Source organism: Aeribacillus pallidus (assembly GCF_050478865.1).
GTDB lineage: Bacteria > Bacillota > Bacilli > Bacillales > JACDOC01 > JACDOC01.
In genome coordinates, this window is the sequence record NZ_JBCNBW010000021.1 from 63008 (window position 1) to 77772 (window position 14765).

Genomic DNA, 14765 nt, shown 5'->3' on the forward strand with positions numbered 1-14765 from the left:
GATGGAAAGTTTAAAATTTTTCTAAAACTATTTCAGATATATTCAAATGACAGTAAAAGTGATAAAATACTCAAAGATAGAAATTGTCTATCTTTTATTATTATTTTGTAAGTAAACGTTTCCATTTTTTATTTTTACGTGCAGGGGGTATGCAAACATGGAAGCACTATTACGTAATTTTTTCTTATTTTTATCTAAAAATAAATTTTTAACGAAGATGGCAAAAAAATATGGTCTTCGTTTTGGCGCTTCCCGTTTTGTAGCTGGAGAAACAATTGAACAAGCGGTCGAAGTGATTAAAGATTTAAATCGTAAGGGGTTAGCTGTAACAATTGACTATTTAGGCGAGTTTGTCGATAACGAAAAAGAAGCAAACGAAATGGCCGACCAATCAATTGAAGCAATTAAAGCGATTGGTCGTGAAAAATTAGATTCGCAATTATCATTGAAAATGACATCGATGGGATTAGACATTTCTTATGATGTGGTTATGCGCAATATGCGCCGCATTTTAGATGCAGCCAAAGAAAACAATGTGTTCGTGACGATTGATATGGAAGACTATGCCCGTTGTCAAAAAACGTTAGACATTTTTAAAGAACTAAAGAAAGATTACGACAATGTCGGTACCGTTATTCAGGCGTATTTATACCGTACCGAAAAAGATATTGAGGACTTAAATGCTTATTCACCGAACCTTCGTTTAGTAAAAGGAGCGTATAAAGAATCGCCAGAAGTAGCGTTCCCTGATAAAAAAGACGTTGATGAAAACTTTAAAAAGATCATTAAAATGCATTTATTAAACGGAAACTATACAGCTGTGGCTACCCACGACGATGCGATAATTGAATATACGAAACAACTCGTGAAAGAGTATAACATTCCAAATGACCAATTTGAATTCCAAATGTTATATGGCATTCGTCCGGAGCGTCAATTAGAGCTAGTTAAAGAAGGGTACAAAATGCGCGTGTACGTCCCATATGGGACTGATTGGTACGGATATTTCATGCGTCGTTTAGCGGAGCGTCCAGCTAACGTAGCGTTCGTATTAAAAGGGATTCTTAAGAAGTAACAAATGGGGGACAATCCTTACCGAGGGTTGTCCCTTTTTTATAATTATTTTTTGTATTGATTATTTTGACTGTTTACTTTTCCACCACCGTCGTATTCCGGAGTAGGACCTGCATTTCCTTTAACACTAGCTGCACTGACAGCATGTTTTGTCGGTTGTTTTTTTACCTTCAACGCAATTCACCTCCTATCGCCTAGCATCCCCGAAGTTTCACCTGCATATGATAAAAATAAGATGCGAATTTTCAGTATATTAATATATTTAAATATTGCGTAATTTTAGAAAATATCATATATTATAAGTGACAGGTAAATTTTGAAATTTTTTTCAGAAGAAAATGAATGAGTATTCATTCAAGATAAAGGAGGAAAAGGCATTGACTCGAAGCATCCACAAAGCAGCCGTTCTCGGTTCAGGTGTTATGGGTTCTGGTATTGCTGCGCATTTAGCCAACGTAGGAATCCCAACATTATTGCTCGATATTGTTCCGAAAGAATTAACCGATGAAGAGAAGAAAAAAGGGCTCACGTTAGAACACAAAGAAGTTCGTAATCGTCTGAGTCAAACCGCTCTCCAAAAGTTGTTAAAGCAAAAACCAGCTCCTCTAGCTTCAAAAAAGAACTTGGCCTTTATTGAAGTAGGAAACTTAGAAGACGATCTCGATCGATTAAAAGAGTGTGATTGGATTATTGAAGTAGTAGTCGAACGACTCGATATTAAGAAGCAGTTGTTTGAAAAAGTTGATAAATATCGTAAACAAGGGAGTATCGTAAGTTCTAATACATCCGGAATTTCGATTGAAGCGATGGCAGAAGGGCGCTCTGAAGATTTTCAAAAACATTTTTTAGGAACGCACTTTTTTAATCCTCCTCGTTACTTAAAGCTTCTTGAAATAATTCCAACGAAAAAGACGGATCCTGAAGTGCTCCAATTTATGAAATCATTTGGTGAAGACGTACTTGGTAAAGGAGTCGTTGTTGCTAAAGATACACCGAACTTTATTGCTAACCGAATTGGAACGTACGGGTTACTTGTTACTGTTCAAGAAATGTTGAAAGGAAAGTACGGCGTCGGCGAAATCGATTCCTTGACAGGACCTATCATTGGGCGCCCGAAAAGCGCTACGTTCCGCACCCTAGATGTCGTGGGATTAGATACATTCATTCATGTCGCCAACAACGTGTATGAAAAAGTGACCGGTAACGAAAAAGAAGTATTCGAAGTCCCTGCGTTTATAAAAGCGATGTTACAAAAAGGTTGGCTCGGTAGTAAGACCGGTCAAGGCTTTTATTTAAAAAAAGATAAAGAAATTTTGGAGTTAAATCCGACCACACTTGAGTATCAACCGCGTACGAAATTACAAGCACCTTCATTACAAATGGCTAAACAAGAAAAAAGTTTACCAAAGAAACTAAAAGCGCTCGTGTACGCTGAAGACCGCGCTGGAACACTATTATGGAATATTCTTGCTCCAGTATTAAGCTACTCTGCTCAGCTTCTCGGAGAAATCGCTGATAATATCGTTGCTATTGACCGAGCAATGAAATGGGGATTTGGCTGGGAGCTTGGACCATTTGAAGTATGGGATGCCATTGGTGTGAAACGGTCCGTGGAAAAGATGAAAGAATCAAATATTGAAGTCCCTGCTTGGATTGTAGAAATGCTCGAAAGCGGACATGAAACGTTTTACAAAGAAGAAGAAGGTGTCGTCTCCTATTATCACAACGGGGACTATCGTCAAGTAGAAACAAATCCAAAAGTCATTGACTTAAAGCTATTGAAAAAACAAAAAGGTGTCATTAAGAAAAATAGCGGAGCAAGTTTAATTGATATCGGTGATGGGGTCGCGTTATTGGAATTTCATTCACCGAATAACGCGATAGGCTTAGATATCATCCAAATGATCAACTTTGCTCTCGACGAAGTAGAAAAAAATTACAAAGGTCTCGTCATCGGAAACCAAGGGAAAAACTTCTGTGTTGGTGCCAACTTAGCCCTCATTTTAATGGAAGCCCAAGACGATAACGACTTTGAAATTGACATGGTTGTTCGCCAATTCCAGCAAGCGATGATGCGCGTGAAATATAGTAAACGTCCAGTAGTGGCAGCACCGTTTGGAATGACATTAGGTGGAGGTACCGAAATTTGTTTACCAGCTGCTCGCATTCAAGCGTCATTAGAAACGTATATGGGCTTAGTAGAAGTTGGCGTAGGACTTATTCCAGGTGGTGGAGGTAATAAAGAGCTTTACATTAAGCATTTGGAAAGTATTCCGAACGGAGTCGAATTCGATTTACAAAAAGTGGCGAACAAAGTATTTGAAACGATTGCGATGGCGAAAGTGTCAACATCCGGTGAAGAAGCACGTGAACTTAATTTCCTTGATCTAGCTGATGGTATAAGCGTCAATAACGATCATTTATTATACGATGCAAAACAACTGGTGCTGTCCCTTTACGAAAGCGGATACAAACCGCCGGTGAAAAAGAAAGTTCCGGTTGTTGGAGAAACAGGTTATGCGACATTATTGTTAGCAGCCCAATCCATGTACTATTCAGGTTATATTTCTGAGCACGACTTAAAGATTGCTAAAAAGTTGGCGTATGTTATCGCGGGTGGAAAAGTGCCGTTCGGTACAGAAGTGGATGAAGAGTATTTACTCGATTTAGAGCGCGAAGCATTCTTAAGCTTAGTAAAAGAACCAAAATCCCAACAACGCATGCAATATATGTTAACAAAAGGAAAGCCCCTACGTAATTAACGAAACGGAGAAAGGGTGGAAAGAATGAGAGAAGCGGTCATTGTAGCTGGTGCGAGAACGCCAGTCGGAAAAGCAAAAAAAGGTTCGCTCGCTACGGTACGTCCAGACGACTTAGGTGCACTTGTAGTAAAAGAAACGTTAAAACGTGCTGGTAACTATGAAGGTCCGATTGATGATTTAATTATCGGATGCGCTATGCCAGAAGCGGAGCAAGGTTTAAACTTAGCAAGAAATATCGGCGCATTAGCAGGCTTACCACACACGGTACCGGCTATTACGATCAATCGATATTGCTCGTCTGGATTACAGTCCATTGCTTTTGCTGCTGAAAAAATTATGATTGGTCACGCCGATACAATCATTGCTGGTGGCGCTGAATCGATGAGTTTAGTGCCGATGATGGGACATGTTGTCCGTCCGAATGCGAAGCTAGCTGAAACAGCTCCTGAATATTATATGAGCATGGGGCATACGGCGGAAGAAGTGGCGAAAAAGTATGGTATTACGCGGGAAGAACAAGACGCCTTTGCTGTACGGAGTCATCAAAAAGCAGCCAAAGCGATTAAAGAAGGGAAGTTTCAAGACGAAATCGTTCCAGTGGATGTAACGGTACACCAAGTGGACGAAAATAACAGACTTGTCGAAAAAACGTTCCAATTTACAGAAGACGAAGGAGTACGACCAGATACGAACGTCGAGGTGCTATCGAAGTTACGACCAGCCTTTGCTGCAAATGGTACCGTAACGGCAGGAAACGCATCGCAAACGAGCGACGGAGCAGCAGCAGTACTGGTTATGGATCGAGAAAAAGCAGAGTCACTTGGCTTAAAACCAATAGCTAAATTCCGTTCTTTCGCGGTTGCAGGTGTACGACCTGAAATTATGGGAATCGGTCCGGTTGAAGCGGTACCGAAAGCACTCAAGTTAGCAGGGCTCGAGTTATCTGATATCGACTTATTTGAATTAAATGAAGCATTTGCATCCCAATCCATTCAAGTCATCCGAGAACTAGGTTTAGATGAAGAAAAAGTGAATGTGAATGGTGGAGCGATTGCCTTAGGACATCCACTTGGTTGTACAGGAACAAAATTAACGCTCACGCTCCTTCACGAAATGAAGCGGAGAAATGCCCAATTTGGTGTTGTCACGATGTGTATCGGTGGCGGAATGGGTGCTGCTGGCGTATTTGAATTACTTTAATACGAAAATCAAAGGGAGGATTTTATAATGACAAACAAAACGGATGCTTTAATTAAAGGTGGTAGCTTCTTAATTGATGATGTGTCTTATGAGCAATTGTTCGTTCCAGAAGAGTATACGGATGAACAAAAAATGATTGCGAAAACGACAGAAGAATTTGTTGTGAACGAAGTGATTCCACAGCTTGAACATCTTGAAAACCATGAGTTCGATCGTTCGGTAAAACTATTAAAACAAGCAGGGGAAATAGGTTTACTAGGTGCGGACGTTCCTGAAGAATATGGGGGGCTTGGTTTAGATAAAATTAGCTCTGCACTTATCGCGGAAAAAATGTCTCGTGCCGGCGGATTCTCCATTTCCCATGGAGCACATGTCGGAATTGGTTCATTACCAATCGTATTATTCGGTACGGAAGAACAAAAGAAAAAATATTTACCGGCTCTTGCGACTGGTGAAAAAATTGCCGCTTATGCGTTAACAGAACCAGGTTCCGGTTCTGATGCATTAGGTGCGAAAACAACGGCCAAATTAAATGAAGCCGGTACACATTACATTTTAAACGGTGAAAAACAGTGGATTACGAACGCTGGTTTTGCTGATGTATTTGTTGTTTACGCAAAAATTGATGGTGAACATTTCTCCGCATTTATTGTCGAAAGAGACTTCCCAGGCGTATCCACTGGTGCCGAAGAAAAGAAAATGGGTATTAAAAGTTCATCCACACGTACACTCATTTTAGAAGATGCGGAAGTACCTGTAGAAAACCTTTTAGGAGAAGTTGGAAAAGGTCACGTCATTGCCTTTAATATCTTAAATATTGGTCGTTATAAACTAGGTGTCGGCGCGGTTGGTGCATCCAAACGTGCTCTTGAAATTACATTGCAATATGCGAACCAACGTCAACAGTTTAAAACTCCAATCTCCCAATTTAACTTAACGAAAGAAAAATTCGGTACAATGGGCGCGAAACTGTATGCTGCTGAAAGCTCTGTGTATCGAACAGTCGGTTTATTTGAAGACCGAATGAGCAAGCTTTCCGAGGAAGAAGTAAATGATGGTAAAGAAGTAGCCAAATCAATTGCAGAATATGCGATTGAATGCTCTTTAAATAAAGTATTTGCGACAGAAGTATTAGATTACATTGTTGATGAAGGTGTACAAATTCACGGTGGCTACGGTTTCATGCAAGAATATGAGATTGAAAGAATGTACCGTGATTCCCGCATTAACCGCATTTTCGAAGGTACAAACGAAATCAACCGCCTGTTAGTTCCAGGTATGTATTTACGAAAAGCGATGAAAGGGGAGCTCCCACTTTTACAGAAAGCACAAACGCTGCAAGAAGAATTAATGATGATGATGCCAGAAGAACCAGGTAACGAACCGTTAGCCCAAGAAAAATATTTAGTACGTAATGCGAAAAAAATTGCGTTAATGATTGCTGGTTTAGCGGCACAAAAATACGGAAAAGCATTAGAAAACGAACAAGAGGTACTTGTTAATATTTCGGATATTGTTTCTAACGTTTATGCGATGGAGTCTACGGTTCTCCGTACAGAAAAAGCAATCCAACAAGTAGGTCTGGAAAAAGCGAAACAAAAAGTATTGTATACGGAGATTTTCTGTCAAGAAGCGTTCAACGAAATTGAACAACACGCCAAAGAAACATTAGTAGCTGTCGAACACGGTGATACGTTACGTATGATGTTTACCGTCCTTCGTAAATTAACTCGTCATACACCAATTAATGTCATTACGAAAAAGCGTGAAGCAGCTGAAGCATTAATCGAAGCGGAAAAATATATTGTGTAAAAATTTGAGAAACTGACCTTGAATCATTGGTCAGTTTCTTCTTGCTGTCTGACGAGTAGAAGGATTTACCGTTTATCCATTGTTCAGCTTTTAGGAGAAAGGGTATAATGAGATGTAATGAATCAATGGAAAGGAGCCAATTATGGGGCAAAAAGCGATAGAAACGTTTCGTCGTTGTATCCCCCTCTTTCAAGCGCTAAGTGATCCTTATCGTCAAGATATTATTTTGCTTTTAGCGGAAAAAGAGCCGTTAACGGTCAATGAAATTACGGAGCACTTAACGTTATCCCGTCCGGCAGTTTCGCATCATTTAAAAATTTTGCGAGACCAACATTTAGTTCAAATTGAACAAAAGGGGACGCAACGCTTTTATTCCCTTGCATTGGACGATGCGATTCAACTATTAAAAGAACTGGTTCATACGGTAGAAAAGCAGTGCGAGTAACGTTAACATCGATAGAAAGGAGACCTACTGATGGCGATTACATTTTATTGGTACCCGAAATGTGGGACATGCCGCAAAGCAAAAAAATGGTTGGACGAGCATGGTATTTCCTATGAAGAAGTACATCTTGTCGAATCTCCACCGACAAAAGAAGAATTAAAAGAACTTTACGAAAAAAGCGGACTAGAGTTAAAGAAATTTTTTAATACGAGCGGTCAAAAATATCGAGAGCTAGGCTTAAAAGATAAAGTAAAAACAGCTTCTGAAGAAGAATTGCTAGACATTTTAGCTTCAGATGGCATGTTAGTTAAGCGTCCTATTGTCACTGACGGAGAAAAAGTAACGGTAGGATTTAATGAAGAGACGTTTGAAAACACATGGTTGTAATGTTAAAAATTAAATTACGATTTTGAATTTGTTGACGTCGAAATGATTTCGTCACTTGCTTTTCCACATGACCTTATGTCATGATAGACTTGCATACATTTGCTGATGGAGGGATAGGAAATGGCAACACCAAAAGAATTACGTTATTCAGAAGAACACGAATGGGTAAAAGTAGAAGGAGACAAAGTGAAAATTGGGATTACTGATTTTGCCCAATCTGAATTAGGAGACATTGTGTTTGTTGAATTACCAGAAGTAGGCGATGAAGTAACAGCAAATGAACCGTTTGGTAGCGTGGAATCTGTTAAAACAGTTTCTGAACTTTACGCACCAATGAGCGGAAAAGTTGTCGCTGTCAACGATGAATTAAACGACAATCCAGAATATGTAAATGAATCTCCATACGAAAAAGCATGGATGATCGTGATTGAACCATCTGATATGAGTGAGCTTGAACAATTAATGACAGCTGAACAATATGAAGAAATGATTAAACAAGACTAATAAGTGAATGAAACACCCTGTTGATCAAACAGGGTGTTTTTTTGTGCGTAAAGGGCATGATAAAAATAAATCGAAACATAAGGGGGATGGTTATGCTAAAGAAACGAACCCGTGATGTAACGAATGATGTAGTCGGAAAATTAAACGGTAATGTCATCGAATTATATTTAGAAAACGAACAAATTGGTACGGTACAACTATCTTCACAAGTAGATTTACAGTTGGAACCAAATTATTTTTCAGATCATCAAAAAATATTTCAGCAATATACCTCTACAGAAGGAGAAACAAAACGTTATACCGACTGTGATGAAGGAGGATGGTGTTAACATATCGGGGAATCCCGATATTTTTTTTGTAAGGGAACGGTACCTTAAACGAAGTAAGTATACATAAATCATTACGAAATGAGCTACATATGGTAACATAATAGTAATTTATTGTTATAAGGTGTGATGGTGGATGGATGATGTAAACAAAAAAGTAATTATTGTCGAAGGGACATCAGATAAACGAAAAATTGAAGCAATCATTAATGAGCCGGTTGAAATTATATGTACAAATGGTACGATAAGCATTAGTAAAATGGATGAATTAGTCGATCAGTTGTATGATAAAGAAGTTTTTATTCTCGTCGATGCAGACGATGCAGGAGAAAAGCTCCGTAAATTATTTAAGCGAGAATTTCCAGAAGCTGAACATATTTATATCGACCGTATGTACCGTGAAGTTGCCGCTGCACCTTCACGTCATTTAGCAACTGTTTTACTAAGCGCCAATATAGATGTTAATATGATTTATTTAGAACAATATAAAAGTGAAGGATGAGAAAGTTACGACATGAAAGAAATCAATCGCGAAGAATTACCTTCATGTTTGAAAGACCCGAACAAAAAAGCTCTTTATTTATATACGCCTCTTTGTGGGACATGTCAACTAGCAAGCAAAATGTTAGATGTGGTAGAACATGTAGTATCTAACGTTTCATTTTATAAACTGGATTTAAATTACGCACCAGATTTTGCGGAAGCATATTCAATCGAAAGTGTTCCTTGTTTACTCATCATGAACGGAGAAACCGTTCTTGAAAAAATTTATGCTTTTCACTCGGTTGCATATTTGTATGATGTTTTTCAAAAACAAGCAATGATGTAAAGCAATTTCTCTACTAGGAGAAGTTGCTTTTTTTTGAGCGATTTTAGGGAGCATGTTCCGACATATTTCTCAGGAAATGGAGATATACGTTGCTGAAACAATCGGATTATAAGAGAAAATGACGGAACTTTTTTGCAGGATATATTTTCTTCTTATGGAAGTTTTCTGTTAAGAAAACGGACAGGGGATGAGGGTGTGGAACAATGGATTCAGTACATGATTGAACAAGCACTGACATATGAACATATCCGCAAGCTATTAGAGAATAAAAAATGGCGTATTTGTTTAAGTGAAAAAGAAAAAAGATGGAACCTTATGTTTCAACATGGTAACATTCGTTGGATAAAGGACGAAGGTGACCATTGCGATCTCCTTATTGAAGGGACAACGTCTGCTCTGTTGAAACTTGTACGGGGTGAAGAAATGCTTCAACAACTAATGAAAAAAAGGGAGATTCAAGTAAAAGGTTCGTACCGTGCGCTACTGTTTTTTGAATCATTTGCATGGCTTTTCGAAGTGAATACACAACAAATTTAGCACTAAAATTAATAAAATAAAAAATTTTTTGTTGACATCAGCTGTTACGAATTGTAAAATCGAATTCGTAATCAATTAGATGATATAACGCGTAGACGTTTTAATTGAATAAAGGAATGCGATTCTTCGCTCTTATCAAGAGAGGTGGAGGGATGTGCCCGATGAAACCCGGCAACCGTCAATCGATATTCACTCGATTGAAATGGTGCCAATTCACACAAGGCAACTTGTTTGCTTTGAGAGATGAGAGAAAGAATTGAGCTAGCACCTATGTACTAGTTTAAGTCTTTCTGCTCATCTAGCAGGAAGACTTTTTTGTTTCTATTGGTATGTTGGGAGCGGAGACAAAGATTGTCCCGCTTACGTTTTCATTTTAATTCTGATTAAATTGATAAGAATAATAGAATTTTAAAGAGGGTGACCTTCGATGATTACGATAGACAACGTCACGAAAACCTTTCCTGCTAAGACGGGTGATGTAACAGCACTGAAAGATGTGAGTTTAACTATTCAAGAAGGAGAAATATTCGGCATTATCGGGTACAGCGGAGCCGGTAAAAGTACATTGATTCGTCTACTTAATGGATTAGAAGTTCCGACCTCAGGAAAAGTGATTGTAGATGGACAAGAAATCTCCAAAATAAAAGGAGCAATTCTACGAAAGACAAGGCAACAGATTGGCATGGTATTTCAGCATTTTAATTTACTGTGGTCACGAACGGTAAAAGAAAACATCGCCTTCCCTTTAGAAATTGCAAAAATTCCGAAGCAAAAACGTGAAAAGCGCGTTCAAGAACTAATTCAATTAGTCGGTTTGGAAGGAAAAGAAGAGGCGTACCCTTCTCAATTAAGCGGTGGTCAAAAGCAGCGAGTTGGTATCGCCAGAGCATTAGCCAATAATCCAAAAGTTCTTTTATGTGATGAAGCGACGTCTGCCTTAGATCCAAAAACAACAGATTCAATTTTAGAATTGTTGAAATCCATTAATCAAAAATTTGGAATTACGATTGTGTTAATTACCCATGAGATGCATGTCATCCGAAAAATTTGTCATCGCGTAGCTGTCATGGAATACGGTTCGGTCGTTGAAGTCGGCTCTGTTCAAGAGGTGTTTAAACACCCGAAAGCAGAAGTCACAAAACGTTTTATCCAGCAAGAAGAAGCTGTGTTTGGGTCAGACAAACATCTCGACTTGTTCTTACCATTACGTGACAAAGAAGTATTAGTCAAGTTCAAGTTTGTTGGCGATTCGGTACAACAACCGATTATTTCCCAACTGGTGAGGCAATTTGCAATCGATGTGAACATCGTCCAAGGAAACGTGTCTCGTACGCAAGAGGGGTCACACGGCTGGCTCATTGTGTCGATGTATGGTGAAAAAGAAGACATTGATTTCGCTCTGGCATTTGTCAAAAAAGAAGGGGTGATTGTGGAGGTGCTAGCAAATGGTAGAGAAATGGCTTCCTAATGTGAATTGGGAAAAAATGTGGGAAGCAACGTACGAAACCATCTATATGACATCGATTTCTGTTCTCATTACGTTTATGTTAGGAATTGTGCTTGGTCTATTATTGTTCCTAACATCGAAAGGGAATATGTGGGAAAACAAAGTCGTTCATTGGCTTGTAAGTGCGTTTGTAAATATTTTCCGTTCCATCCCATTCATCATTTTAATTGTGCTTTTGGTTCCTTTTACCAAGTGGTTAATGGGTACCATTATTGGTGAAAAAGCAGCGCTTCCTGCGTTAATTATTGGTGCCGCACCCTTTTACGCGCGAATGGTGGAAATTGGCCTTCGGGAAATTGACAAAGGGGTCATCGAAGCGGCCAAAGCGATGGGAGCGTCCAATACAACCATTATCTTTAAAGTGTTAATACCTGAATCGGCGCCAGCGATTGTTTCTGGTATTACTGTAACCGCGATTGCTCTTGTTGGTTTTACAGCGATGGCTGGCGTCATTGGAGCAGGGGGTCTAGGAAACTTAGCTTATTTAGATGGGTTTCAACGAAGCCGTGATGATGTGACTTTAGTTGCTACGATTATTATTTTACTGATCGTATTTGTCCTCCAATTTATTGGAGATCACCTAACAACAAAAATTGATAAAAGATAAGGGAGATGAGAAAGATGAAAAAAATTCTATTTTGGTTTAGTGCGATTCTAATTATTGGGGTGTTAGCAGCATGTGGTTCATCTGAAGAAAGTGCTGCTACTAACGAAACAAACGATACAAAAAAATTAGTGGTTGGTGCCTCTAACATCCCACACGCTGTGATTTTAGAAAAAGCAAAACCGATTTTAGAAGAAAAAGGAATCGAATTAGAAATTGTAACGTATCAAGATTATATCATGCCGAATAAAGCACTTGATGAAAAATCATTGGATGCAAACTACTTCCAACACGTACCTTACTTAGAGTCTCAAATTGCTGATCATGGATATGATTTCGTGAACGCAGGCGGAATTCATATTGAACCAATTGGTTTATACTCCCAAAAATACAAAAGCTTAGACGAGCTTCCAGATGGAGCAACAATCATTATGAGTAACTCTGTTGCCGACCACGGCCGTATTTTATCAGTACTTGAAAAAGAAGGGCTTATCAAATTAAAAGAAGGGGTAGACAAACTGAAAGCTACGACGGATGATATTGCCGAAAATCCAAAGAACTTACAGTTTGAATACGATTATGAAGCTTCGTTCTTACCGCAAGTGTATAACAATGGTGAAGGTGATGTTGTTGTCATTAACTCTAACTATGCAATCGACGCAGGTTTAAATCCACTTGAAGACTCCATTGCGATTGAAAGCAGTGATTCACCATATGCGAACATCATTGCTGTTCGCAGTGGAGATGAAAATCGTGAGGAAATCCAAACATTAGTGGAAGTGTTACGTTCTAAAGAAATTCAAGACTTTATTTTAGAAGAATGGAATGGAGCAGTCGTTCCAGTGTCAGGTGAATAATAGCGTGTTCCCCCTTTTTATATAAACCTAAATCCGAGGTGTACGCCTCGGATTTTTTTGTCTCGCACTTTTTAGCATAGTTTCCAACTTTTTAACTCATACTACGGGTGAAATGAAGTGAAAGATAGGAGTGGAAGGAATATGCAATATGAACCACGAAATTCAACCGAAGCAGCTCTTCATCATTACAAAGCAGGATTAGGGACATTTACGCAAAAAATGCCGGAGCTTGCTAATCATTATCATGCCTTTACTCAGGAATGTTTTAAAGAAGGGGCACTTTCTCAAAAGGAAAAGCAGTTAATTGCTCTTGGGATTAGTCTTAATTCACAAGATGAATATTGCATTATTTATCATTTGAAAGGTTGTTTAGACCAGGGGTGTTCAGAAGAAGAAATTTTAGAAACAATCGGTGTCACGGCCGCATTTGGTGGAGGTGCTGCAATGAGTCAAGCAGTTACTCTTGTCCAAGAGGCCATGGAAGAACTAAATCAATTAAAGCAATAAGAATAAAGGAGCATCTATGAGAGATATGCTAAAAAAATGAGAATCATCCACCTAAATCAAATTGACGCGATTCAATCCTTTCTACATACATCAGAAGTGACTTTACTCCGTTTGTCGGTTTATTTCTTTACTGGTAAAATATTACTTGTATTGATAAATAATGAAAGGATTGATTCCCTATTCAACTTTTAAAATTGGACTATACGTCTGATATGGAAAAATCGCTTTATCAAGCCCATGGGATTGGTTATGAGGTATATCGTCGAAAGCATGATGTTCGGATGATGATAGAACGACGTAGGGAAGCCGATTACGTGAATAGTCAACGAATGATTGCTGATTTAGGTAGACGGTTGATTTATACAACATATTTATAGGTAGAAAAACGGAAACCAGTGTGTTTACAACCACTGGTTTTCTCATTTATCAAAATATACATGTTTCCAGAAAAATAAGGAAACGATAAGGAAGTACAAGATAGATGGGGAAATCATGGAATCTTTAGTTTCTCACCTTTACAAGTTGCTTATAGTTTTCATTTGTTATAAGATTGTAATGAGAATAAAATGAGAATAACAATAAAAAATATTCTTTCAATAATTAAGGTGAAGACGGAGGTATAATCATGGCTGGTTCAACATTAACTATTAAAGATCTTCATGTGTCGGTTGAAGGAAAAGAAATTTTAAAAGGGGTTAACTTAGAAATAAAAGGTGGCGAAATTCATGCCATCATGGGTCCTAACGGTACAGGTAAATCTACGCTTTCTTCTGCGATCATGGGTCATCCGAAGTACGAAGTAACAAAAGGAAGCGTTACGCTTGATGGAAAAAACTTGCTTGAAATGGAAGTAGATGAACGTGCACGTGCTGGACTATTTTTAGCAATGCAATACCCAAGTGAGATTAGCGGGGTAACAAATGCAGACTTCTTACGTTCTGCCATCAATAGCCGTCGTGAAGAAGGCGATGAAATTTCCTTAATGAAATTTATCCGTAAAATGGACGAAAAAATGGAATTCCTTGAAATGGATCCAGATATGGCACAACGTTATTTAAACGAAGGTTTCTCTGGTGGTGAGAAAAAACGTAACGAAATTCTTCAATTAATGATGTTAGAGCCGAAAATCGCAATTCTTGACGAAATTGACTCTGGTCTTGATATTGACGCGTTAAAAGTTGTATCTAAAGGTATTAACGCGATGCGTAGCAAAGATTTCGGCTGCTTAATTATTACGCACTATCAACGTTTACTCAACTATATCACTCCTGACTATGTACATGTGATGATGCAAGGACGAATTGTGAAATCTGGTGGACCAGAACTTGCACAACGTCTTGAGGCTGAAGGGTACGACTGGATTAAGAAAGAACTTGGTATTGAAGACGAAATTGTTGGTCAAGAAGCGTAAGCG

18 protein-coding genes and 1 riboswitch are annotated in these 14765 nt (G+C 38.6%); of the genes, 17 read left to right on the top strand and 1 reads right to left on the bottom strand.

What is annotated here, in order from left to right:
* The first annotated feature begins 157 nt into the window (after positions 1 to 157).
* On the top strand, positions 158 to 1075 hold the full coding sequence (locus ABES52_RS05365) for a proline dehydrogenase family protein (RefSeq protein ID WP_429649707.1): 918 nt from the start codon (positions 158 to 160) through the stop codon (positions 1073 to 1075).
* 44 nt (positions 1076 to 1119) lie between these two features.
* Here the strand turns inward: ABES52_RS05365 and ABES52_RS05370 are convergent, their stop codons facing one another.
* Positions 1120 to 1248: a YuzL family protein gene (locus ABES52_RS05370; protein ID WP_429649709.1), complete on the bottom strand. Its 129-nt coding sequence runs from the start codon at positions 1246 to 1248 to the stop codon at positions 1120 to 1122.
* Between the two features lie 164 nt (positions 1249 to 1412).
* On the opposite strand from ABES52_RS05370, the gene ABES52_RS05375 reads away from it, so the two are divergent.
* The 16 genes from ABES52_RS05375 (at position 1413) to sufC (ending at position 14762) form a co-directional block, all read left to right on the top strand.
* Entirely contained in the window at positions 1413 to 3836 is a 2424-nt protein-coding gene (locus tag ABES52_RS05375) for a 3-hydroxyacyl-CoA dehydrogenase/enoyl-CoA hydratase family protein (RefSeq protein WP_429649711.1), read from the top strand.
* Positions 3837 to 3860: 24 nt separating this feature from the next.
* Positions 3861 to 5036 carry an acetyl-CoA C-acetyltransferase gene (locus ABES52_RS05380; protein ID WP_429649713.1) on the top strand — a complete coding sequence of 392 codons (1176 nt, stop codon included), beginning with the start codon at positions 3861 to 3863 and terminating at the stop codon, positions 5034 to 5036.
* Positions 5037 to 5063: 27 nt separating this feature from the next.
* The gene (locus tag ABES52_RS05385) at positions 5064 to 6848 is read left to right on the top strand and encodes an acyl-CoA dehydrogenase FadE (protein WP_429649715.1); all 1785 of its coding nucleotides are present in this window, start codon (positions 5064 to 5066) and stop codon (positions 6846 to 6848) included.
* Positions 6849 to 6990: 142 nt separating this feature from the next.
* Positions 6991 to 7293, top strand: a complete 303-nt coding sequence (locus ABES52_RS05390; RefSeq protein WP_429649717.1) for an ArsR/SmtB family transcription factor — start codon at positions 6991 to 6993, stop codon at positions 7291 to 7293.
* A gap of 30 nt (positions 7294 to 7323) precedes the next feature.
* Entirely contained in the window at positions 7324 to 7680 is a 357-nt protein-coding gene (locus ABES52_RS05395) for an arsenate reductase family protein (protein WP_429649719.1), read from the top strand.
* Positions 7681 to 7800: 120 nt separating this feature from the next.
* Positions 7801 to 8184 carry a glycine cleavage system protein GcvH gene (gcvH, locus tag ABES52_RS05400; protein ID WP_429649721.1) on the top strand — a complete coding sequence of 128 codons (384 nt, stop codon included), beginning with the start codon at positions 7801 to 7803 and terminating at the stop codon, positions 8182 to 8184.
* 92 nt (positions 8185 to 8276) lie between these two features.
* Positions 8277 to 8513, top strand: a complete 237-nt coding sequence (locus ABES52_RS05405; RefSeq protein WP_429649723.1) for a YusG family protein — start codon at positions 8277 to 8279, stop codon at positions 8511 to 8513.
* A 133-nt stretch (positions 8514 to 8646) separates the two neighbouring features.
* On the top strand, positions 8647 to 9012 hold the full coding sequence (locus tag ABES52_RS05410) for a toprim domain-containing protein (protein WP_429649725.1): 366 nt from the start codon (positions 8647 to 8649) through the stop codon (positions 9010 to 9012).
* Between the two features lie 12 nt (positions 9013 to 9024).
* Positions 9025 to 9339 carry a thioredoxin family protein gene (locus ABES52_RS05415; RefSeq protein WP_429649727.1) on the top strand — a complete coding sequence of 105 codons (315 nt, stop codon included), beginning with the start codon at positions 9025 to 9027 and terminating at the stop codon, positions 9337 to 9339.
* A gap of 195 nt (positions 9340 to 9534) precedes the next feature.
* Positions 9535 to 9876, top strand: a complete 342-nt coding sequence (locus ABES52_RS05420) for an SCP2 sterol-binding domain-containing protein (protein WP_429649730.1) — start codon at positions 9535 to 9537, stop codon at positions 9874 to 9876.
* A gap of 129 nt (positions 9877 to 10005) precedes the next feature.
* A riboswitch (SAM riboswitch) is annotated at positions 10006 to 10126 on the top strand.
* A gap of 177 nt (positions 10127 to 10303) precedes the next feature.
* Complete coding sequence (locus tag ABES52_RS05425; RefSeq protein ID WP_429649732.1) at positions 10304 to 11344, top strand: methionine ABC transporter ATP-binding protein; 1041 nt, start codon at positions 10304 to 10306, stop codon at positions 11342 to 11344.
* Entirely contained in the window at positions 11322 to 11990 is a 669-nt protein-coding gene (locus ABES52_RS05430; protein ID WP_429649734.1) for a methionine ABC transporter permease, read from the top strand. Before ABES52_RS05425 ends, ABES52_RS05430 begins: the two co-directional genes overlap by 23 nt.
* 14 nt (positions 11991 to 12004) lie before the next feature.
* Entirely contained in the window at positions 12005 to 12844 is an 840-nt protein-coding gene (locus tag ABES52_RS05435) for a MetQ/NlpA family ABC transporter substrate-binding protein (RefSeq protein WP_429649736.1), read from the top strand.
* A gap of 141 nt (positions 12845 to 12985) precedes the next feature.
* Complete coding sequence (locus ABES52_RS05440) at positions 12986 to 13351, top strand: carboxymuconolactone decarboxylase family protein (RefSeq protein WP_429649738.1); 366 nt, start codon at positions 12986 to 12988, stop codon at positions 13349 to 13351.
* Between the two features lie 212 nt (positions 13352 to 13563).
* Complete coding sequence (locus tag ABES52_RS05445; RefSeq protein ID WP_429649740.1) at positions 13564 to 13728, top strand: YuzK family famiily protein; 165 nt, start codon at positions 13564 to 13566, stop codon at positions 13726 to 13728.
* Between the two features lie 248 nt (positions 13729 to 13976).
* The gene (gene sufC, locus ABES52_RS05450; protein WP_429649742.1) at positions 13977 to 14762 is read left to right on the top strand and encodes a Fe-S cluster assembly ATPase SufC; all 786 of its coding nucleotides are present in this window, start codon (positions 13977 to 13979) and stop codon (positions 14760 to 14762) included.
* Positions 14763 to 14765 lie beyond the last annotated feature (3 nt).

Excerpts from the sequence above, each read along its gene's own strand:
- ABES52_RS05365 (WP_429649707.1), top strand. The coding sequence starts at position 158 with ATGGAAGCACTATTACGTAATTTTTTCTTATTTTTATCTAAAAATAAA.
- ABES52_RS05375 (WP_429649711.1), top strand. The coding sequence starts at position 1,413 with ATGAATGAGTATTCATTCAAGATAAAGGAGGAAAAGGCATTGACTCGA.
- ABES52_RS05380 (WP_429649713.1), top strand. The coding sequence starts at position 3,861 with ATGAGAGAAGCGGTCATTGTAGCTGGTGCGAGAACGCCAGTCGGAAAA.
- ABES52_RS05385 (WP_429649715.1), top strand. The coding sequence starts at position 5,064 with ATGACAAACAAAACGGATGCTTTAATTAAAGGTGGTAGCTTCTTAATT.
- ABES52_RS05390 (WP_429649717.1), top strand. The coding sequence starts at position 6,991 with ATGGGGCAAAAAGCGATAGAAACGTTTCGTCGTTGTATCCCCCTCTTT.
- ABES52_RS05395 (WP_429649719.1), top strand. The coding sequence starts at position 7,324 with ATGGCGATTACATTTTATTGGTACCCGAAATGTGGGACATGCCGCAAA.
- gcvH (WP_429649721.1), top strand. The coding sequence starts at position 7,801 with ATGGCAACACCAAAAGAATTACGTTATTCAGAAGAACACGAATGGGTA.
- ABES52_RS05405 (WP_429649723.1), top strand. The coding sequence starts at position 8,277 with ATGCTAAAGAAACGAACCCGTGATGTAACGAATGATGTAGTCGGAAAA.
- ABES52_RS05410 (WP_429649725.1), top strand. The coding sequence starts at position 8,647 with ATGGATGATGTAAACAAAAAAGTAATTATTGTCGAAGGGACATCAGAT.
- ABES52_RS05415 (WP_429649727.1), top strand. The coding sequence starts at position 9,025 with ATGAAAGAAATCAATCGCGAAGAATTACCTTCATGTTTGAAAGACCCG.
- ABES52_RS05425 (WP_429649732.1), top strand. The coding sequence starts at position 10,304 with ATGATTACGATAGACAACGTCACGAAAACCTTTCCTGCTAAGACGGGT.
- ABES52_RS05430 (WP_429649734.1), top strand. The coding sequence starts at position 11,322 with ATGGTAGAGAAATGGCTTCCTAATGTGAATTGGGAAAAAATGTGGGAA.
- ABES52_RS05435 (WP_429649736.1), top strand. The coding sequence starts at position 12,005 with ATGAAAAAAATTCTATTTTGGTTTAGTGCGATTCTAATTATTGGGGTG.
- ABES52_RS05440 (WP_429649738.1), top strand. The coding sequence starts at position 12,986 with ATGCAATATGAACCACGAAATTCAACCGAAGCAGCTCTTCATCATTAC.
- ABES52_RS05445 (WP_429649740.1), top strand. The coding sequence starts at position 13,564 with ATGGAAAAATCGCTTTATCAAGCCCATGGGATTGGTTATGAGGTATAT.
- sufC (WP_429649742.1), top strand. The coding sequence starts at position 13,977 with ATGGCTGGTTCAACATTAACTATTAAAGATCTTCATGTGTCGGTTGAA.